This is a genomic window from Pseudomonas sp. HOU2, assembly GCF_040729435.1.
GTDB lineage: Bacteria > Pseudomonadota > Gammaproteobacteria > Pseudomonadales > Pseudomonadaceae > Aquipseudomonas.
The window spans coordinates 4,543,964-4,562,887 of record NZ_CP160398.1 but is presented as its reverse complement, the minus strand read 5'-3'; the positions used below and the strand labels follow the sequence as shown (position 1 = coordinate 4,562,887).

The window sequence follows — 18,924 nt, the reverse complement described above, 5'->3', positions numbered from 1 at the left end:
ATGAGCAGGTGTGACATGAGGTCATCATGAAAATCCGTGAACTCGCCCAGCATTGGGAAGAAAACGCCAAGGGTCGCCTGACCGACACTGGCTACACGATTCATCTGGACGTCGAGGCCGCTGCGCGACTGGCGGCGATTGCCGAGATGTACCCCAAACGCCACCCCGAAGAACTGCTTGGCGAACTGATCGGCGCCGCGCTCGAAGAGTTCGAGGCGAGCCTGCCGTATGTGAAAGGTTCGACGGTGGTGGCGACTGATGAAGAAGGCGATCCGCTGTATGAAGATGTCGGCCCGACGCCGCGTTTTCTGGCGCTGTCGCGCCGGCATTTGCAGGATTTGTCCACTGCTGCCGGCAAGCAAAAGCACTGACACAACAAAGATCAACCTGTGGGAGCGAGCTTGCTCGCGAATGCGCTATTTCAGCCGACATTGATAGCGACTGATTCACCGCATTCGCGAGCAAGCTCGCTCCCACATTGGCTGCATTGAACTTCAAAAATCGTACACTTTTACCCCGCGCGTACCTCTCCCCGTCTCCAAAGTTCCCGGTTTAGAGCCTTGTCCGTTTGGTCAAAAAAAAATTTGGCGATAGGCCATCTTTTCTGAACTTTTGAAAAACGCCTCCGGTCGGAAGCTGTAACCACGCCTGGAACGAGCGTTTCAAAAACGCGCTTTCACATGACGCTTGCGGCTCCTCGACCAGGATGGATTTTCGGTTTTATCAGGAGTTAAACAATGGAGTTGAAGACCATGAAGACCCAAACCTCGTTCTCCCACCTGCGCGGTCTGAAACTGGCTGCTCTGGCTATCGGTACCAGCTTCGTTCTGGCCGGTTGCGCCGGTAACCCGCCGACCGAGCAGTACGCCGTGACTCAATCGGCCGTCAACAGCGCCGTCAGCGCCGGTGGTACCGAGTTCGCTGCAGTGGAAATGAAGCAGGCTCAGGACAAGCTCAAGCAAGCCGAAATCGCCATGCACGACAAGAAGTATGAACAGGCTCGCACCCTCGCCGAGCAAGCCGAATGGGACGCTCGCGTAGCAGAACGCAAGGCTCAGGCTGCCAAGGCCGAACAGGCTGTGAAGGATTCCCAGAAAGGTGTTCAGGAACTGCGTCAGGAAAGTCAGCGCACCGTGCAGTAAGCGCGCATCCCGAATCGCAAAGCTGAAACTTTTATCGATAGAAAGGACGACAAATTATGCGTAAGCAACTGATGATCCCCGCTCTTCTGGCCGCAAGCGTTGCCTTGGCTGCCTGCTCCACTCCGCCTAACCCGAACCTGGAACAGGCGCGCACCAACTACGCCGGCCTGCAGGCCAACCCACAGGCGAGCAAAGTCGCTGCCCTGGAAACCAAGGACGCCAGCGACTACCTGGACAAGGCCGACAAGGCTTACCTGGACAAGCAAGACGCGGCCAAGGTTGACCAACTGGCCTACCTGACCAACCAGCGCGTGGAAGTGGCCAAGCAGACCATCGCCCTGCGCACCGCTGAAAACAATCTGAAGAACGCTGCCGCGCAACGTGCTCAGGCGCGTCTGGACGCTCGCGATCAGCAGATCAAGCAACTGCAGCAGAGCCTGAACGCCAAGCAGACCGATCGCGGTACGCTGGTGACTTTCGGTGACGTGCTGTTCGCCACCAACAAGGCTGACCTGAAATCCAGCGGTCTGGTGAACATCAACAAACTGGCGCAATTCCTTCAGGAAAACCCTGATCGCAAAGTGATCGTCGAAGGCTACACCGACAGCACTGGCGCCGCTTCGTACAACCAGTCGCTGTCCGAGCGTCGCGCGACCTCGGTACAAGTCGCGCTGATCAAGATGGGCGTAGATCCTTCGCGCATCGTGGTGCAGGGTTATGGCAAGGAATACCCGGTTGCTGATAACAGCAGCGTCTCGGGTCGTGCGATGAACCGTCGTGTGGAAGTGACCATTTCCAACGACAACCAGCCAGTGATGCCACGTTCGGCGGTCAGCTCGAACTAAGCATTACGCGGTAACGCAAAAGCCCCGCCTGATCACTCATCAGGCGGGGCTTTTTGTTGAAGATCAAAAGATCGCAGCCTGCGGCAGCTCCTACATGAGAATGCGTTCCCTGTAGGAGCTGCCGCAGGCTGCGATCTTTTGCTTTTAAGGTTCAAGTTTCTGCGGCGTTTCCTGGCCCATGCAACGCACGGCTTTTTTCTGCGCATTGATCAGCACCCCGGTCAGGCCTTTCTGCTCGGTGTCGAACAGCACCAGCACGCCATCAATGCACTGCGCCACTTGCGGCGCCGGGTCCAGCGAGACTTTGTAGTCTTCGCCCGGCACGGTCTTGAGCATGGTGAATTCGTTGAGCAGCAGCGCATCCTCGGGTTTGGCGAAGTGCAGGTAGCCGTAGTACCACAGCGCCCCGACCGTGCCGAGGATGCTGCAGATACCGGTGATGATCAGCGGGATGGCGTTACGTTCTTCAGTCATTGCGGACTCTCATCTTCAGAATTCGGGGCTTGCGGATAATTCGGGATCTCGCCGAGGCGGCGCAGGCCGTTGAAGTGTTCGGGATCTTCCAGATAGCGCAGCATCACCTGGCGCCAGACCGGGTCACCGAAGGTCTGCACGTGGCCGCCGCGGGTCAGCTGCAGCACGCGCGGTGGCGGCGCAGCCTGATACAGGCGGATGGCGTTGGCCATCGGCACCAGCGGGTCATCGATGCTGTGAAAGATCAGTTTCGGCACGCCCGTGAGCTGCGGCATCGAGTTGATCGCGCTGTCACCATCCGGCACCAGCCACGACAGCGGCACCTGGAATGGCCAGGTCAGCCATGAGGTGCTGAGCGCGTACTGGCCGACGCTGCGGTAACTGGCGGGCACACCGTCAAGTACGAAGGCCTTGAGTTGCTTCTGCCGCTCGGGGTGCTGCACCAGCCAATGCACGGCCATCGAACCACCGAGGCTCTGGCCGAGGAGGATCAGCGGTTTGCCTTTGACTTCTGGCGCCTTGTCGAGCCAGGCGAACGCAGCGTCGATGTCCTGATAGATCGCCGGCAGACTCGGTTTGCCCTCGGACAAGCCATAGCCGCGATAATCCACCAGCAGCACCTGATAACCGTTTTTCGGCAACCACCAACTGCCGCCGAGGTGCATCGGCAGATTGCCGCCGTTGCCGTGCAGGTGCAGGACTGTGCCTTTGACTGCGACGCCGGGTTTGGCTGGTAGCCACCAGGCATTGAGCTTCAAGCCATCCGCCGTGACCAGTGTGACGGTGCGGTATTCGAGTTTGGCTTTTTCCGGGGTGAAGATCTGGCCCGGTTCGGGGTAGAACAACAGCGAACTGCAACCACCGAGGGTCAGGAGCAGGCAAAGGATGCCGAGGATTCTCATCCGGTGAAACCTCGCAGAATTCGGGTTGAAAACAATAATTGTGTCAACAAATAACCCTGTGGGAGCTGCGGTGCGACGATTCGACTTGCCAGCGATAGCGGTGGGTCAGCCAACATCAATATTGACTGACAGAATGCAATCGCTGGCAAGCCAGCTCCCACAGGATTTGAGTGTGGTCTACAGGATATTGGAGTAATCCGCCTCGATCCGGTCCAGGCTCAAGTGATTGAGGAAGTTGGAGAAGCACATCCACGCCGACAGCGCGTTCATGTCGCGGAACTGTTCCGGCAGGTATTTCGGCGGCACCACCAGACCTTCATCGACCAACTGCCGCAGGGTACGCATGTCTTCCAGGGTGGTCTTGCCGCAGAACAGCAGCGGCACCTGCTCAAGCTTGCCTTTACGCACGGCCAACTGAATGTAGTTGTAAACCATGATAAAGCCCTTGAGGTAGGACAAGTCTTTGGTGAATGGCAGACCGGTCGGCGTCGAGCCACGGAAAACACGACTGGCATTGCCGTAGCTTTCGGCCATTTCGAAGCCCTGCTCGCGGAAGAACTCGAACACCTGCAGAAAGTCCGCGCCCTCCTCGACCATGTGAATGGCACGGGTGCGGTTGGTCAGTTTGCGCAGGCGACTCGGGTAGGAGGCGAAGGTGATAATTTCCATCAAGATCGCCAGGCCTTCCTGGGTCACCGTCGACGAGGGTGGGCCTTTGGACAGGAAGGTGCAGATCGGCTGATTCAAGCCGTTGAGGGTGGTGCCGACGTGCACCAGGCCTTCGTGGACTTCCAGTGCGCGCACGTCGCGGTCGTTGAACAGCGCGTCGGTGCGGATCTTGATGTAGTCGGCGCCCGCCGCCGCGTCGGCAACGATGCCGTCGGACTCGAACACCCGGATGGTTTCCTCGGCCTCGCCAAACACCTTGTTCAAACGGGTTTGCAGCAGGTGCACGGCGTCCTTGGCGGTGAGGACTTTCGGCTCGTCCTTCAGGTCGCCACGGCCATCGATGTTGTTCAGGTAGTCGGACATCATCAGGCCGAGGTCGGCCAGGGTCGGGTCGCCGGCGTGGAACGCGTCGGAGGCGGCTCCGTACAGCTCTTGCGAGATCAGGCCGAAATCCTCGGTGCCGCGCGCTTCGAGCATGCGCACCACCATGCGGTATTCCTTGCACATGCGCCGCATGATCTGCCCGACCGGGTTGAACTGGCCGAGCTGGCGGGTGATGTCGCGCTCGATGTTCTGGAATTCCAGTTTGACCTTGCTCGAATCGAAGGACAGCGGCCGATTGAGGTAGTAGTCGCGATCCACCGCCGGCATTTCCTTGCCCTTGGCCTTGAGAAAGCCCTTGCGGATGTTCTCGTCCCACTTCACCGCATCGAGCACGCGGATCGGCGTCTGCGCCAGCACAATGCGATCGGACAGCGTGCGTATCGTCTGCTGGTAATCGTCCACCCGAAACTCCTGTAGAAAACTGAATTATTTGGCGCGGGCCTGGCGCTGATAGCGCGCTGCTTCGACGAATACATCGGAATTGGCCGGATCGTCGAGGTAAGCAAAGACCTTGTCGAGGCTGCTGTCGACCTGCACGCCGTCGCCGTCGTCCTCAGTCTGGAAAGCCTTGCCGTCGAGGGCTCGCTGTTTGATCGCCTGATTGATCTGTTCGAGGTCGAGGTTGTACACCACCAACTCGTGTTTGTCGGTGAGTTCGAAACCGGCGATGGTGTATTGGCCACCGTAACGCGCCGGCACTTTCGCCGACAGGTACCAGCGACTGCCATGGCGCGACACGGTGAACGGGTAAGCCTCGCGCTCGTGAGGCCGGGCCTTGAACCAGGTGACGGCCTGATAGCGATCGTTGCCGACGCGGCTCAGCTCAAGGTTCATCGGCTCGCCCCAGGCATTGGTGCTCGCCCACGTGCCCAGCAGGCCCTTGGGCGCCGGGTCACTGGCAGGCAGCGGATCCTTGAAGGTCACCAGACAGCCACTGAGCAGCAGGAACGACAAGGCGATCAGCACGCCACGCCAGGCTTTCATTCAATACTCCCTATGAACATATCCCGCCCTGACGATCACCACTTTCACTTGTAGGAGTGAGCCTGCTCGCGATAGCGGAGTGTCAGCCAACGGGGATGTTGAATGTCAGACAGCTATCGCGAGCAGGCTCACTCCTACAAGGTATTGAGTCAGACCGAAGCCAGGACCAGATGCATATACCGCGTCAGAATCCCGAGCATGTCCTGTTCGGCCAATGGCTCGGCGTCGTTGAGCAGGCCCTGATATTCCATCCGTCCGATAATCGCCGTCAACACCTTGGCATCCTGTTGCGGTTCACGCGAGCCCAGCACCTGGAACAACTGGCAGGTGCCCTGCAGCAGAATCTGCTGATGCGAGCGCACCAGATCCGCCAGCCGCGGGTTGAGCAGCGCTTCCTGGCGGAACGCCTGCTCGGCCATCAGGTGCTCGCGCCGGTTGACCAGTTGCCGGTGCACATAGTCGGCCATCAGCCGCGCGATATCGTCCGCCAGTTGCGAGCGCGACTCGGGGCTGCCGTCGCCACTGACGACCATCTCGCGCAGCAGGCCTTCGTTGTTGATCCACAGCTTGGCCATGTAGGCCGCGCTGCGTTCGACGTATTGGGCGAAGGTATCGGTGAGCAAGTCATCGATATCCTTGAAGTAATAGGTGGTGGCCGACAGCGGCACACCGGCCTCGGCCGCCACGGCCCGATGGCGCACGGCGCGCACGCCGTCACGCACGACAATGCGCATCGCCGCGTCGAGAATGTCCTGTCGACGCTGCTCACTGCCCTGTCGGCTGGCCTTGCGGCCCTGGTACTGAACACTTTCAGCGACCGCAGTGGCGATACCCGCTGCACCTTCTTGAGCGATTGCAACCATCACGACTGGACTTCCTCTGCTATTGCAAAATTAACCAATTGATACATTTGTACCAGACAGGCAATAAAAAGCCGCCTGTTTTAGGCGGCTTTTTAACTGAAACGTTTACGCTTGCGGTCGCATGTGCGGGAACAGGATCACATCGCGGATCGACGGCGAGTTGGTCAGCAACATCACCAGACGGTCAATGCCGATACCTTCACCGGCCGTTGGCGGCATGCCGTACTCCAGCGCCCGCACGAAGTCGGCGTCGTAGTGCATGGCTTCGTCGTCGCCGGCGTCCTTGTCGGCCACCTGCGCCATGAAGCGCTCGGCCTGGTCTTCCGCGTCGTTCAACTCGGAGTAGGCGTTGGCGATTTCACGGCCGCCGATGAACAGCTCGAAACGATCGGTGACGTTCGGGTTCTCGTCGTTGCGACGGGCCAGCGGCGACACTTCGAACGGGTACTGGGTGATGAAGTGCGGCTGCTCCAGCTTGTGCTCGACCAGCTCTTCGAAAATCATCACCTGCAACTTGCCCAGACCTTCGAAGCCCAGCACCTTGGCGCCGGCCTTCTTGGCGATGGCGCGCGCCTTGTCGATGTCGTTCAGATCATCGGCGGTCAACTCAGGGTTGTACTTGAGGATCGAGTCGAACACCGAGAGACGGGCAAACGGCTCGCCGAAGTGGAACACCTTGTCGCCGTACGGCACGTCGGTGCTGCCCAGAACCAGCTGTGCCAGTTCACGGAACAGTTCTTCGGTCAGGTCCATGTTGTCTTCGTAGTCGGCGTAAGCCTGGTAGAACTCCAACATGGTGAATTCAGGGTTGTGACGCGTCGAAACGCCTTCGTTACGGAAGTTGCGGTTGATCTCGAACACTTTCTCGAAACCGCCAACCACCAGACGCTTGAGGTACAGCTCAGGCGCAATACGCAGGAACATTTCCATGTCCAGCGCGTTGTGGTGGGTTTCGAACGGCTTGGCTGCGGCGCCGCCAGGAATGGTCTGCAGCATCGGCGTTTCGACTTCGAGGAAGTCGCGCTTCATCAGGAAGCTGCGGATGTGCGCGATCACTTGCGAGCGTACGCGGAAGGTCTGGCGTACTTCTTCGTTGACGATCAGGTCAACGTAACGCTGACGGTAGCGCTGTTCGGTGTCGGTCAGGCCGTGGTGCTTGTCCGGCAGCGGGCGCAGCGACTTGGTCAGCAGGCGCACGTTGGTCATTTCGACGTACAGGTCACCCTTGCCGGAACGCGCCAGGGTGCCTTCGGCGGCAATGATGTCGCCCATGTCCCAGGTCTTGACGGCGGCCAGGGTGTCTTCGGACAGGGTTTTACGGTTGACGTAGACCTGGATGCGACCGGTCATGTCCTGGATCACCATGAACGAGCCACGGTTGAGCATGATGCGACCGGCAACCTTGACCGGGATTGCAGCCTCGGCCAGCTCTTCCTTGGTCTTGTCCGCGTATTTCTTCTGCAGGTCTTCGCAGTAGTTTTCGCGGCGGAAGTCGTTCGGGAAGGCGTTGCCCTTGGCGCGCTCGGCAGCCAGCTTTTCCTTGCGCAGGGCGATCAGGGAGTTTTCTTCCTGTTGCAGGGCTTGCGGGTCGAGTTGTTGGTCGCTCATGTCTTCAGATATTCCATCAGGTTCGTTGCCCCCGGACCTGGCGGCCCGGGAATCGCCAGCTGAGCTGGCTCCTACAGGGATCGCATTGCATCAGCGATCCTGTGTGCGTCTTTTACAGCCCCGATTTCAGGCTGGCTTCCAGGTATTCGTCGATGTCGCCGTCGAGTACCTTGTCGCAGTCGCTGCGTTCAATGTTGGTGCGCAGGTCCTTGATCCGCGACGCGTCGAGCACGTACGAACGGATCTGGTGACCCCAGCCGATGTCCGACTTAGTGTCTTCCAGCGCCTGGGAAGCGGCGTTGCGCTTCTGCATTTCCTGCTCGTACAACTTGGCCCGCAGCATTTTCATGGCGGTGTCCTTGTTGGCGTGCTGGGAACGTTCGTTCTGGCAGCTGACCACGGTGTTGGTCGGTACGTGGGTGATACGTACGGCCGAGTCGGTGGTGTTTACGTGCTGACCACCGGCACCGGAGGAACGATAGGTGTCGATCCGCAGGTCTGCCGGGTTGATTTCGATTTCGACCTTGTCGTCGATCTCTGGCGAGACGAACACCGCAGAGAACGAGGTGTGACGACGGTTGCCGGAGTCGAACGGGCTCTTGCGTACCAGACGGTGCACGCCGATCTCGGTGCGCAGCCAGCCAAAGGCGTATTCACCCTTGATGTGCACGGTCGCGCCCTTGATACCGGCGACTTCACCGGCCGACAGTTCCATGATGGTCGCGTCGAAACCGCGTTTGTCGGCCCAGCGCAGGTACATGCGCAGCAGGATGTTGGCCCAGTCCTGGGCCTCGGTACCGCCGGAGCCGGCCTGGATGTCCAGGTAGGCGTTGTTCGGGTCCATCTCGTGGCTGAACATGCGGCGGAATTCAAGCTTGGCCAGTGACTCTTCAAGCCCTTGAAGCAGTTCAACGACGTCGTTTACCGCGCCTTCGTCGTTTTCTTCAACGGCCATGTCGAGCAGCTCGCGGGAATCGGCCAGACCGCTGGACAGCTCATCCAGGGTGTCGACGATCTGCGCCAGCGATGCTCGCTCGCGGCCCAGTTCCTGGGCGTATTCAGGTTTGTTCCAGACTGCAGGATCTTCAAGCTCGCGATTGACTTCGATCAGACGCTCATGCTTTTGATCGTAGTCAAAGATACCCCCGAATAGTTTCGGAGCGCTCGGACAGGTCCTTGATGGTGTTCAGGATCGGGTTGATTTCCATGACGGGCAGCACTCGTTGGCGAACTTTTGAAAGCCGGCGAGTATAACGTAATCAGGCTGTCACGGCAGCCCGTCTGGCGGGTGTGGGGATCATTAAACCCTTTGCCCTCACCCTAGCCCTCTCCCAGAGGTAGAGGGGACCGATCGGGGGATATTTGAGAGGTACGCCGACGTGAATGGGCTTTGCTGAATCCGGAAGTGCCAAGCTTGAAGATCCATAATCGATTCGGTCGATCAGGTCGATGTACAGTGCTAGACACCTCGGTCGGCCCCCTCTCCCTTTGGGAGAGGGCTGGGGTGAGGGTAAGCGTTTATTCGATCCCGACCTGATTACGGCCATTGTTCTTGGCCAGGTACAGGCCACGATCCGCCGCCGAAATCAGCAGCCGGCAATCGCTGCCCGCCTGCGGCACCATCGTCGCCAAACCAATGCTGATGGTCAGGCTCGCGCCCTCCCCCGGGGTGTTGTGCGGAATCTTCAGCGCTGCCACGGTCTGGCGCAGCTTCTCCGCCACCAGGCGTGCGCCGCCCGGTGAGGTGTTCGGCAGCACCAGCGCGAACTCTTCACCGCCGTAGCGTGCCGGCAGGTCCGATGGTCGGGCGCTGGCGTCGCGGATCGCCGTGGCGACCTTGCGCAGCGCTTCGTCGCCCTCGACGTGGCCAAAGCTGTCGTTGTAGGACTTGAAGTAATCGACGTCGATCATCAGCAACGACAACTGGCTCTGGTCGCGCAGCGAGCGGCGCCATTCCAGCTCCAGGTACTCGTCGAAGTGCCGGCGGTTGGACAGCCCGGTCAGCCCATCGGAGTTCATCAGCCGTTGCAGCACCAGGTTGGTGTCGAGCAACTGCTGCTGGCTGACGCGCAACGCACGGTACGCCGCATCGCGCTGCAACAGGGTCATGTACGAGCGCGAGTGGTAACGGATGCGCGCCACCAGCTCGATGGTGTCCGGCAGCTTGACCAGATAATCGTTGGCCCCGGCGGAGAACGCCGCACTCTTGATCAGCGGGTCTTCCTTGGTCGACAGCACGATGATCGGGATGTCCTTGGTCGCCGGGTGATTGCGGTATTCGCGCACCAGGCTCAGGCCGTCGAGGCCGGGCATCACCAGGTCCTGCAGAATCACCGTCGGCTTGATCCGTACCGCCTGGGCGATGGCCTGGTGCGGATCGGAGCAGAAGTGGAAGTCGATGTTCTCTTCATTCGACAGCCCACGGCGCACGGCTTCGCCGATCATCGCCTGATCGTCCACCAACAACACCATGGCGGCGTTTTCGTCGGTTTTAATGTCGTCGATCTGTAAATCATTCATGGGCGGTCACCTGAGTACTGCGGGGGCCAGGATTGCGGAATAGCCTGTTCATTTGGGGAATACCTCCAGCAATCGTGGCGCTATCTTTTCCAGTGGATGGATTTCGACGGCCGCATCGATCGCCGCTGCTGCCTTGGGCATGCCGTACACCGCACTGCTTTGCTGGTCCTGCGCGATGGTCAGATAACCCTGCTGGCGCATGAGCTTAAGCCCTTGTGCCCCGTCGCGTCCCATCCCGGTCAATAAAACCCCGATGGCATCGCCATTCCAATAACTGGCGACACTTTCGAAAAACACGTCGATCGAGGGTCGGTAGATCTCGTTGACCGGCTCGGCGGTGTAGGCCAGCGTGCCGTTTTTCAATAAACGAATATGGTGGTTGGTGCCGGCCAGCAGTACCGCGCCGGCCTGCGGTGGCTCGCCTTCGCGGGCCAGGCGTACATCGAGGCCGCTGGCGCTGGCCAGCCATTCGGCCATGCCCGCGGCGAACACCTGATCCACATGCTGCACCAGCACGATGGCCGCCGAGAAATGGCGTGGCAGGCCCTTGAGCAGCACTTCCAGCGCGGCCGGTCCGCCGGCGGACGAGCCGATCGCCACCAGCCGCTTGCACGACGCCGAACTGCGGTGGGGCGTCGGCACCGGACGCGCGCGCGGGGTTTTCTCGCCGATCAGCCAGCCGATGTTGAGGATCTTGCGCAGCAACGGCGCCGCCGCCTCCTGCGCGTTCCCCGCACCAATGGCCGGGGTATCGACCACATCCAGCGCGCCGTGGCCCATGGCTTCGAAGACCCGGTGCACGTTCTGCTGACGGTCGACCGTGACGATGACGATCGCGCACGGGGTTTCGGCCATGATCCGTCGCGTGGCCTCGACGCCATCCATGACCGGCATGATCAGGTCCATCAGGATCAGATCCGGCGTGTTTTCGGCGCACAGACGCACCGCCTCGGCGCCGTTGTTGGCGACCCAGACCACCTGATGCGCCGGCTCGAAGGCCAGCGCACGGCGCAAAGCCTCCACCGCCAGGGGCATGTCGTTGACGATTGCGATTTTCATGCCCGCGCTCCTCCAATGAGCTCAACCACTGCATCAAGCAGGGCGTCGTCATGAAAACTGGCCTTGGCTAAATAATAGTCGGCGCCAGCGTCCAGTCCACGACGCCGGTCCTCTTCACGATCCTTGTACGAGACCACCATCACCGGCAGCGATTGCAGGCGGTTGTCGCGGCGCAACAGGGTGACCAGTTCGATGCCGTCCATGCGCGGCATGTCGATGTCGGTGATGAGCAAATCGAAGTCCTCCGAACGCAAGGCGTTCCAGCCGTCCATACCGTCCACCGCGACTGCCACGTCGTAGCCGCGATTGAGCAGCAGCTTGCGTTGCAACTCGCGCACGGTCAGCGAGTCGTCGACCACCAGAATCCGTTTACGCACCACTTCGGCGGCCTGATTGCCGTGACGGGCGATGCGCTCCAGACGCCCAGTGTTGAGCAGTTTGTCCACCGAGCGCAGCATGTCTTCGACATCGACGATCAGCACTACCGAACCATCGTCGAGCAAGGCTCCGGCGGAAATGTCCTGCACCTTGCCCAGCCGCTCATCCAGCGGCAGCACCACCAGCGTGCGCTCGCCGACAAAACGCTCGACCGCCACCCCGTAGATCGCATCACGCTCGCGAATCACTACGACCTTGAGGGTTTCGCCGCTGCTCTGACTGGCCGGACGATTCAGCAACTGACTGGCCGCGACCAGTCCGACGTGTCGGCCCTCGTGCCAGAAATGCTGGCGACCTTCGATCTGCACGATGTCCTGTGGCTCGAGATCGCACATGCGTTCGATATGCGCCAGCGGAAACGCATAAGCCTCCTCGCCGACTTCCACCACCAGACTGCGCACCACCGACAGGGTCAGCGGCACTTCCAGATGAAAGCGGCTGCCCTCGCCCGCCGTCTGCTCCAGGACCACCGCGCCGCGCAGTTGCCGCACCATGTGCTGCACCGCATCAAGACCGACGCCACGCCCGGACACCTCGGTCACCGTGTCGCGCAGGCTGAAACCCGGCAAGAACAGGAAGGTCAGCAGTTCTTCTTCGCTCAACTGTGCAGCGGTTTCTGCCGGCGACAATTGACGCTCGACGATGCTGCGGCGGACCTTTTCCAGATCGACGCCATTGCCATCATCGCTCAATTCCAGCACCAGCAAACCGGCCTGATGCGAAGCACGCAGGCGGATCAGGCCTTCTTCGGACTTGCCTTTGAGCAGGCGTTGTTCCGGGGTTTCGATACCGTGGTCAACGGCGTTGCGCAGCAAGTGAGTCAGCGGCGCTTCGAGCTTTTCCAGCACGTCGCGATCGACCTGAGTCTTCTCGCCTTCGATCTCCAGCCGCACCTGTTTGCCAAGACTGCGCCCCAGGTCGCGAACCATACGCACCTGACCGGTGAGCACATCGGCGAACGGACGCATGCGGCAGGCCAGCGCGGTGTCGTAGAGCACTTGCGCGCGCTGGCTGGCCTGCCAGGCGAACTCGTCGAGCTCGGCGTTCTTTTCTGCGAGCAACTGCTGGGATTCGGCCAAAAGACGCCGCGCATCTTCCAGGGCTTCTTGGGCTTCGAGGCTCAGCGCATGTTCCTTGAGGTGCACATTGAGGCTTTCCAGCGCCCGCAAACCATTGTTCTGCATGCGTTTGAGGCGCTGCATGGTTGCCAGATGCGGTTTGAGGCGCTGGGTTTCGACCAGCGATTTACTCGACAGGTCGAGCAGGCTGTTCAGGCGTTCGGCGGTGACCCGCAACACGCGCTCGCCACCCTCGGTGGTGCGCTTGTTCTTGCGCGGGGCCGGGTCGGAGGTTTCCAACGGTGTTTCGATCGATGGCGCCGGGCTTTCAATCGGCGCAGGCGGCGCCTGCATCTGCAATTCGGCCATCGGCGGCGGCGCGACTGCGGGCGCTGCCGAAGGGTCAAGCAGGCGCCCCATCAACGCCACATACGCTTCGATGTCCGGCGCTTGCGGAGCATTGGCCGGCGTGGCGATGCGCATCAACAGATCGGTGCCTTGCAGCAACGCATCGATGTGCTCGGGACGCAACAATAGCCGCCCTTCCTGGGCACTGACCAGGCAATCTTCCATCACGTGGGCGACGCTGACACCGCTGTCGATCCCGACGATCCGCGCCGCGCCCTTGAGCGAGTGCGCCGCACGCATGCACGATTCCAGATAGTCGGCCTGAGTCGGGTTACGCTCCAGCGCCAGCAGCCCGCTGCTGAGCACCTGGGTCTGGGCTTCGGCTTCGAGGCTGAACAGCTCCAGCAGCGAGGCGTCGCGCATTTGCTCGGGGGTCATGTGAGGCTCCGGGTCACGGCGGACAGCAGCTGTTCTTCATCCAGCCAACGCAGGCTGCGCCCCCGAAATTGCAGGACACCACGGGTGTATTTGGCGCTGGCCGTGCTGTTGTGTTCACCGCCGGCACGCGACGCGGCGTCGAGAATTTTTTCATCGATGGCATGGATGCCGTCGACTTCGTCCACCGGCACCACCACCGGTCCGCCGTGGGCCGCGATGATCAGCATGCGCGGCATGATCCGCGCGCCAGTGGCTGGTGCGGCGTTGCCGTCCAGGTCGAGCAACTCGACCAGCGACAGACACGCGACCAACGCCCCGCGCACGTTCGCCACGCCAAGCAAGGCCCTCGAGCGCTGGTGCGGCAACGAGTGGATCGCCTGCAGCGGCGCCACTTCCACCAGACTGCGAGTCGCCAGTCCCAGCCATTCTTCGCCGAGGCGGAACATCAGCAGCGAACGGGTTTTCACATCGGTTTCGACCGCCACGGCGACCGGATCGCGTTCGTCCTGCTGCAATGCATAACGGTCCAGCAGGCGCGTGGCGGCGGCGGAATACACCGCGCAGTTGCGGCAATGAATATGCTTGACCAGCAACGGGCACGACTTGTCGCCATGAATACCGATACGGTTCCAGCAATCATCGATGGCCCGGGCGTCTTCGTGGGTGACGTTCAAGGTGTCGGACGGGATCATCGTTTACGCTCACTGTCGGCGGTGCGGCCGCTGCGCGCGGCGCGTTCCTGCAATCGTCTGGCACCGGCGCTGTCGCCCTGGGCCTGCAGCAAGGCGGCGAGGTGCATCAACGCTTCGGGGTGTTGCGGTTCAAGGTACAAGGCCTTGCGGTAATGACCCTGTGCTTCGAGCGCGGCGCCGGCCACGTCGCTGAGCAGACCGAGCCAGTAGAACACCTGCGCCACTGGTTCGTGACTGCGCAAATACTGCTCGCATGCCGCGCGGGCCTCGGCGCTTTTGCCTTCGTTGGCCAGCGCAGCGATGTTGGCGAGCAAGGTCGCCGCGTCCGGGTTGGCGCTTTTGCTGCTGACCGGCAACGGTGCAACGCTGGCAAACGGCCGCGGACGCACCGGCGGCGGTACTGGCGGCGGACTGCGCAGCGGTTGGCGCACCGGCAAAGGGGTCGGGGTCGGCAATGCCACAGGTTCGGGCATGGGTTCAGCGTGTCGACTGAAGGCAAACGACTGCGGGATGCCGATCGAACGCATGCCCAGGCGCCCGAGCAGACTGCCCTCGGCCGGGCCGATGAACAACACGCCATCGACGTGCGTCAGACGCTTGAGCACTTCAAAGACTTGCTTCTGGGTCGGCTGGTCGAAATAGATCAGCAGGTTGCGGCAGAACACGAAGTCGAACGGCGGCTCACCCGCCAGCAGCGTCGGATCCAGCACATTACCGGCCTGCAAGCGCACCTGTTCGCGCACCGTTTCGTTGACCCGATGCCCCTCCTGCTCGGCACTGAAGTGACGCTCGCGAAAGTCCAGATCCTGCCCCCGAAACGAGTTCTTGCCGTAAAGAGCCCGTCGCGCCTTGTCCACCGACAGCGGGCTGACGTCCATGCCGTCGATCTTGAACTGATGCGGTTTGAGACCGGCATCGAGCAAGGCCATGGCAATCGAATAGGGTTCTTCGCCGGTCGAGCACGGCAAGCTGAGGATGCGCAGCGCGCGCATGTTGTTCAATTGGTCCAGACGCTTGCGCGCCAGTTTGCCGAGGGTGGCGAAGGATTCCGGATAACGGAAAAACCAGGTTTCGGGGACGATCACCGCTTCGATCAACGCCTGCTGTTCGTCCCGAGAACCTTGCAGCAGTTGCCAGTATTCATCGCTGTGCGCCGCTTGCGAGAGCGTGGTGCGTTGGCGCACCGCGCGCTCGATGATCGCCGGCCCCACCGAGGTGACATCCAGACCGATGCGCTCCTTGAGGAAATCGAAAAAACGCTGGTCGCTGCTCATGACTGCGCCTCAAGCGGCGCCGGGAACAGCAGGCTGCGCACGGCGTCATCCAGCAGGTCGTTGACCCGCACCCATTGCACCAGTCCCTGGGCATCTTCGCGCACCGGGCCGAGGTACGGCGCCTGACGATTGTCCAGACCATACGGCTGAAAATCTTCGGGATTGCAGCGCAGGGTGTCGGTCGCCTGCTCAAGGATCAGCCCAAGCCAGTTCGACGGCTGCAGTTCATCCGGACGGTAATGCACCAGCACCAGCCGGGTGCTGGTGCGGGCCTCGGCCGCTTGACCAAAGGTCAACGCGCTGAGATCGATGGCCGGTACCACCGCACCGCGATAGGCGAACACCCCGGCGACCCACTTCGGCGCCTGGGCAATCGGCTTCAATGGCAGGCGCGGCAGCACTTCCGCCACCTCGGTGGCGCGCAAGGCGTAACGCTCGCTGCCGATGCGAAACAGCAGGAACAACGCCTGCTTCGCCACGGGCGCAGCGCTGCGTTTGGCGGTGATTTCGCTCATCAGACTTTGAATCGCGAAACGCCGCTGCGCAGCCCGACGGCCACCTGGCTCAGTTCGTCAATGGCGAAACTGGCCTGACGCAGCGACTCGACGGTCTGGCTGCTGGCGTCGCCCAACTGCACCAGCGCATGGTTGATCTGTTCAGCACCGGTGGCCTGAGCCTGCATGCCTTCGTTGACCATCAACACCCGCGGCGCCAGCGCCTGCACCTGATGGATGATCTGCGACAGTTGCTCGCCGACCTGCTGCACTTCGGCCATGCCCCGGCGCACTTCTTCAGAAAACTTGTCCATGCCCATCACGCCGGCAGAAACCGCCGACTGGATCTCGCGGACCATTTGTTCGATGTCGTAAGTGGCGACGGCGGTCTGATCCGCCAGACGCCGTACTTCGGTGGCGACCACGGCAAAACCGCGCCCATATTCACCGGCCTTCTCGGCCTCGATGGCGGCGTTGAGCGACAGCAGGTTGGTCTGGTCGGCGACCTTGACGATGGTCACCACCACCTGATTGATGTTGCCGGCCTTCTCGTTGAGGATCGCCAGTTTGGCGTTGACCAGATCCGCCGCACCCATCACCGAGTGCATGGTGTCTTCCATGCGCGCCAGGCCTTGCTGGCCGGAACCGGCAAGCACCGAGGCCTGATCGGCGGCGGTGGACACTTCGGTCATGGTGCGCACCAGATCCCGCGAGGTGGCGGCGATTTCCCGCGAAGTCGCGCCGATTTCGGTGGTGGTGGCCGCGGTTTCGGTGGCGGTGGCCTGTTGCTGCTTGGAGGTGGCGGCAATCTCGGTCACCGAAGTGGTCACCTGCACCGAGGAGCGCTGGGCCTGGGACACCAGCGAGGTCAGCTCGGTCATCATGTCGTTGAAGCCGGTTTCCACCGCGCCGAACTCGTCCTTGCGATCCAGATTGAGACGGCTGCTCAGGTCGCCGGTACGCATGATTTCGAGGATCTTCACGATACGGTTCATCGGCGCCATGATCGCGCGCATCAGCAGCAGGCCGCAGGCACCGGCTGCGAGCACGGCCACCAGCAGCGAGACGAACATGCTGACCTTGGCCGCCGCTACCGCCTCGTCGATGTTGGCCATGGCCTGATCGGCAACCTTCTTGTTCTCACCGATGATGTCGTTGAGCTTCATGCGGCCGGTGTACCAGGCCGGGGTCAGTTTCTCGGTGAACAGCTTGACTGCCTCGGCTTCCAGATTGCGCTTGTGCAGATCGAGTACCTGATCCTGGATCTGCATGTAGGTGTCGTGGTCCTTCTCGAACGCGGCGAACTCGACCCGGTCTTCGTCGGTGGTGACGGTGTTGCGGTAGTTGGCCATCTGCTCTTGCAGGCGCGTCTCGAACGCCTTGTAGTCCGCCGCGTCTTCGCTGCTGATGCCCTGCCCTTCCTTGAGGCCGAGCAGTTCCTGGGTCTGCAGATAGCTGTCAACCCACGCGCCACGGATCATCGAGCTGTAATAGACGCCGGGAACCGCGTCGTCACGCACGCTGCTTTCACTGGCTTCGATTTTCAGCAGGCGAGAATACGAAACGACGACCATCAGCAACATGATCGCGATAATCACCGCAAAGCTCGCCAAAATGCGTTGGCGCAACGTCCAGTTCTTCACAGTGATTCCTCGTGCCTAAGTCGAAATGCGGGGAGTATAGCCGAGGGCGGTGTTTCATTTATAAGACGCTTTTTAACCCTCGGGCCGGCCCGACTTGGTTCGCGGGAAGGCTCTGGGGTGGGACTGTCCGACAATCAGGGGCTGGCGTGCCAGTGATGGAACGGCAAAAGGGGGCGCTGGATCGGCCATTGCTGTGGTTGTGAGGCTGGAAACGCAATCGCGAGCAGGCTTCGGCGTCTGGCCGAAAACCCTGTAGGAGCTGCGGTACGCTGCGATCTTTTGATGTTGGCTTTGAAAATCAAAAGATCGCAGCGTGCCGCAGCTCTTACATAAGTACCGTGTTCAGGCAGTTCTATAGTGATGCCTGGCGCACCTGCTTCTCCAGCTCGACCTTCAAGCCCGGCTCCAGCTTCAGTTGCTTCGCCAGTTCCTCCAGATACGCCTTTTCCATAAAGCTCTCCTCATCCACCAGCATCACGCTGGCGATGTACATTTCCGCCGCCATTTCGGGGGTGCTGGCGGCGCGGGCGACGTCGGCCGGGTCGAGGGGTTTGTTGAGTTCGGCGTGGAGCCAGTGCTGTAGCTCCTGATCGTTGTCGAGTTTGGTGAACTCGCCTTCGATCAACTGGCGCTCACGGTCGTCGATATGACCGTCGGCTTTGGCGGCAGCGACCAGCGCCTTGAGGATGGCCTGGCTGTGTTGCTCGGCTTGCGCCGGTGGCAGTCGATCCAGGGTTTGCGGTTCGGTTTGCGGTGCTGTGCCTTTTTGTGCGTTCCAGTTGCCATAAGCTTTGTAGGCCAGCACACCGAGAGCCGCGAGGCCACCGTAGACCGCAACTTTGCCGCCGACCTTGCGCGCCTTTTTGCTGCCGAGCAGCAGGCCCATCGCCCCGGCCGCCAGAGCACCACCGCCCGCCCCCGAGAGCAGGCCACCCAGCGCACCAGCGCCTGAAGTGCCACCGAGCAAACCGCCCAGGCCACCAGCCGCCGGTTTGTTCTGCGCGCCACCGGCCTTGTTCTGCAACAGCTCCTGGCCGGATTTGAGTAGTTGATCGAGCAATCCACGGGTGTTCATGTTCCGCCTCCAAA

The 18,924-nt window shown here is 61.2% G+C and carries 18 protein-coding genes; 3 read left to right on the top strand and 15 right to left on the bottom strand.

Going from position 1 to position 18,924, the window contains the following annotated elements:
• The first annotated feature begins 26 nt into the window (after positions 1 to 26).
• From ABV589_RS20530 to ABV589_RS20520, 3 genes are all read left to right on the top strand, one after another.
• A complete protein-coding gene (locus ABV589_RS20530; protein WP_007964220.1) occupies positions 27 to 371 on the top strand; it encodes a hypothetical protein in 345 nt (114 codons plus the stop codon).
• 366 nt (positions 372 to 737) lie between these two features.
• Positions 738 to 1,142 carry a DUF4398 domain-containing protein gene (locus ABV589_RS20525; RefSeq protein ID WP_007964219.1) on the top strand — a complete coding sequence of 135 codons (405 nt, stop codon included), beginning with the start codon at positions 738 to 740 and terminating at the stop codon, positions 1,140 to 1,142.
• 56 nt (positions 1,143 to 1,198) lie between these two features.
• Entirely contained in the window at positions 1,199 to 1,987 is a 789-nt protein-coding gene (locus tag ABV589_RS20520; protein ID WP_007964218.1) for an OmpA family protein, read from the top strand.
• A gap of 144 nt (positions 1,988 to 2,131) precedes the next feature.
• Here ABV589_RS20520 and ABV589_RS20515 read toward each other — a convergent pair whose 3' ends face one another.
• The 15 genes from ABV589_RS20515 to ABV589_RS20445 all read right to left on the bottom strand — a co-directional run bounded on the left by ABV589_RS20515 (position 2,132) and on the right by ABV589_RS20445 (position 18,910).
• Positions 2,132 to 2,461 carry a hypothetical protein gene (locus ABV589_RS20515; RefSeq protein WP_007964217.1) on the bottom strand — a complete coding sequence of 110 codons (330 nt, stop codon included), beginning with the start codon at positions 2,459 to 2,461 and terminating at the stop codon, positions 2,132 to 2,134.
• Positions 2,458 to 3,363, bottom strand: coding sequence for an alpha/beta hydrolase (locus tag ABV589_RS20510; protein WP_367083306.1), 906 nt, complete (start codon positions 3,361 to 3,363; stop codon positions 2,458 to 2,460). Before ABV589_RS20510 ends, ABV589_RS20515 begins: the two co-directional genes overlap by 4 nt.
• A gap of 177 nt (positions 3,364 to 3,540) precedes the next feature.
• Positions 3,541 to 4,818, bottom strand: a complete 1,278-nt coding sequence (locus tag ABV589_RS20505; RefSeq protein ID WP_095667407.1) for a flavohemoglobin expression-modulating QEGLA motif protein — start codon at positions 4,816 to 4,818, stop codon at positions 3,541 to 3,543.
• A 24-nt stretch (positions 4,819 to 4,842) separates the two neighbouring features.
• Positions 4,843 to 5,400 carry a hypothetical protein gene (locus ABV589_RS20500; protein WP_367083304.1) on the bottom strand — a complete coding sequence of 186 codons (558 nt, stop codon included), beginning with the start codon at positions 5,398 to 5,400 and terminating at the stop codon, positions 4,843 to 4,845.
• A 149-nt stretch (positions 5,401 to 5,549) separates the two neighbouring features.
• Positions 5,550 to 6,263, bottom strand: a complete 714-nt coding sequence (locus ABV589_RS20495) for a TetR family transcriptional regulator (RefSeq protein WP_007964212.1) — start codon at positions 6,261 to 6,263, stop codon at positions 5,550 to 5,552.
• Positions 6,264 to 6,368: 105 nt separating this feature from the next.
• Entirely contained in the window at positions 6,369 to 7,871 is a 1,503-nt protein-coding gene (gene lysS, locus ABV589_RS20490) for a lysine--tRNA ligase (RefSeq protein ID WP_041063265.1), read from the bottom strand.
• A gap of 112 nt (positions 7,872 to 7,983) precedes the next feature.
• Positions 7,984 to 9,079 (bottom strand): peptide chain release factor 2 gene (gene prfB, locus ABV589_RS20485; RefSeq protein ID WP_096795805.1). Its coding sequence is split into 2 segments (ribosomal slippage): positions 7,984 to 9,006 and positions 9,008 to 9,079, totalling 1,095 coding nucleotides; the frame shifts between segments, so codons are not numbered across the junction.
• Positions 9,080 to 9,389: 310 nt separating this feature from the next.
• Entirely contained in the window at positions 9,390 to 10,391 is a 1,002-nt protein-coding gene (locus tag ABV589_RS20480; RefSeq protein WP_367083302.1) for a PleD family two-component system response regulator, read from the bottom strand.
• 48 nt (positions 10,392 to 10,439) lie between these two features.
• Positions 10,440 to 11,450, bottom strand: a complete 1,011-nt coding sequence (locus tag ABV589_RS20475; RefSeq protein ID WP_367083300.1) for a chemotaxis response regulator protein-glutamate methylesterase — start codon at positions 11,448 to 11,450, stop codon at positions 10,440 to 10,442.
• Positions 11,447 to 13,732, bottom strand: a complete 2,286-nt coding sequence (locus ABV589_RS20470) for a hybrid sensor histidine kinase/response regulator (protein WP_367083298.1) — start codon at positions 13,730 to 13,732, stop codon at positions 11,447 to 11,449. Before ABV589_RS20470 ends, ABV589_RS20475 begins: the two co-directional genes overlap by 4 nt.
• Entirely contained in the window at positions 13,729 to 14,424 is a 696-nt protein-coding gene (locus tag ABV589_RS20465; protein ID WP_367083296.1) for a chemotaxis protein CheW, read from the bottom strand. The genes ABV589_RS20470 and ABV589_RS20465 overlap by 4 nt, the downstream gene beginning before the upstream one ends.
• Complete coding sequence (locus ABV589_RS20460; RefSeq protein ID WP_367083294.1) at positions 14,421 to 15,698, bottom strand: CheR family methyltransferase; 1,278 nt, start codon at positions 15,696 to 15,698, stop codon at positions 14,421 to 14,423. The genes ABV589_RS20465 and ABV589_RS20460 overlap by 4 nt, the downstream gene beginning before the upstream one ends.
• Positions 15,695 to 16,213, bottom strand: a complete 519-nt coding sequence (locus ABV589_RS20455; RefSeq protein WP_367083292.1) for a chemotaxis protein CheW — start codon at positions 16,211 to 16,213, stop codon at positions 15,695 to 15,697. The genes ABV589_RS20460 and ABV589_RS20455 overlap by 4 nt, the downstream gene beginning before the upstream one ends.
• Entirely contained in the window at positions 16,213 to 17,835 is a 1,623-nt protein-coding gene (locus tag ABV589_RS20450) for a methyl-accepting chemotaxis protein (protein WP_367083290.1), read from the bottom strand. The genes ABV589_RS20455 and ABV589_RS20450 overlap by 1 nt, the downstream gene beginning before the upstream one ends.
• A gap of 352 nt (positions 17,836 to 18,187) precedes the next feature.
• Positions 18,188 to 18,910: a tellurite resistance TerB family protein gene (locus tag ABV589_RS20445; RefSeq protein ID WP_367083288.1), complete on the bottom strand. Its 723-nt coding sequence runs from the start codon at positions 18,908 to 18,910 to the stop codon at positions 18,188 to 18,190.
• Between the last annotated feature and the right edge of the window lie 14 nt (positions 18,911 to 18,924).

What these genes read in the sequence shown, in the direction of transcription:
- ABV589_RS20515 (WP_007964217.1), bottom strand. Translation starts at nt 2,461, where the DNA reads ATGACTGAAGAACGTAACGCCATCCCGCTGATCATCACCGGTATCTGC.
- ABV589_RS20520 (WP_007964218.1), top strand. Translation starts at nt 1,199, where the DNA reads ATGCGTAAGCAACTGATGATCCCCGCTCTTCTGGCCGCAAGCGTTGCC.
- lysS (WP_041063265.1), bottom strand. Translation starts at nt 7,871, where the DNA reads ATGAGCGACCAACAACTCGACCCGCAAGCCCTGCAACAGGAAGAAAAC.
- ABV589_RS20530 (WP_007964220.1), top strand. Translation starts at nt 27, where the DNA reads ATGAAAATCCGTGAACTCGCCCAGCATTGGGAAGAAAACGCCAAGGGT.
- ABV589_RS20500 (WP_367083304.1), bottom strand. Translation starts at nt 5,400, where the DNA reads ATGAAAGCCTGGCGTGGCGTGCTGATCGCCTTGTCGTTCCTGCTGCTC.
- ABV589_RS20445 (WP_367083288.1), bottom strand. Translation starts at nt 18,910, where the DNA reads ATGAACACCCGTGGATTGCTCGATCAACTACTCAAATCCGGCCAGGAG.
- ABV589_RS20470 (WP_367083298.1), bottom strand. Translation starts at nt 13,732, where the DNA reads ATGACCCCCGAGCAAATGCGCGACGCCTCGCTGCTGGAGCTGTTCAGC.
- ABV589_RS20480 (WP_367083302.1), bottom strand. Translation starts at nt 10,391, where the DNA reads ATGAATGATTTACAGATCGACGACATTAAAACCGACGAAAACGCCGCC.
- ABV589_RS20525 (WP_007964219.1), top strand. Translation starts at nt 738, where the DNA reads ATGGAGTTGAAGACCATGAAGACCCAAACCTCGTTCTCCCACCTGCGC.
- ABV589_RS20455 (WP_367083292.1), bottom strand. Translation starts at nt 16,213, where the DNA reads ATGAGCGAAATCACCGCCAAACGCAGCGCTGCGCCCGTGGCGAAGCAG.
- ABV589_RS20465 (WP_367083296.1), bottom strand. Translation starts at nt 14,424, where the DNA reads ATGATCCCGTCCGACACCTTGAACGTCACCCACGAAGACGCCCGGGCC.
- ABV589_RS20510 (WP_367083306.1), bottom strand. Translation starts at nt 3,363, where the DNA reads ATGAGAATCCTCGGCATCCTTTGCCTGCTCCTGACCCTCGGTGGTTGC.
- ABV589_RS20495 (WP_007964212.1), bottom strand. Translation starts at nt 6,263, where the DNA reads ATGGTTGCAATCGCTCAAGAAGGTGCAGCGGGTATCGCCACTGCGGTC.
- ABV589_RS20460 (WP_367083294.1), bottom strand. Translation starts at nt 15,698, where the DNA reads ATGAGCAGCGACCAGCGTTTTTTCGATTTCCTCAAGGAGCGCATCGGT.
- ABV589_RS20475 (WP_367083300.1), bottom strand. Translation starts at nt 11,450, where the DNA reads ATGAAAATCGCAATCGTCAACGACATGCCCCTGGCGGTGGAGGCTTTG.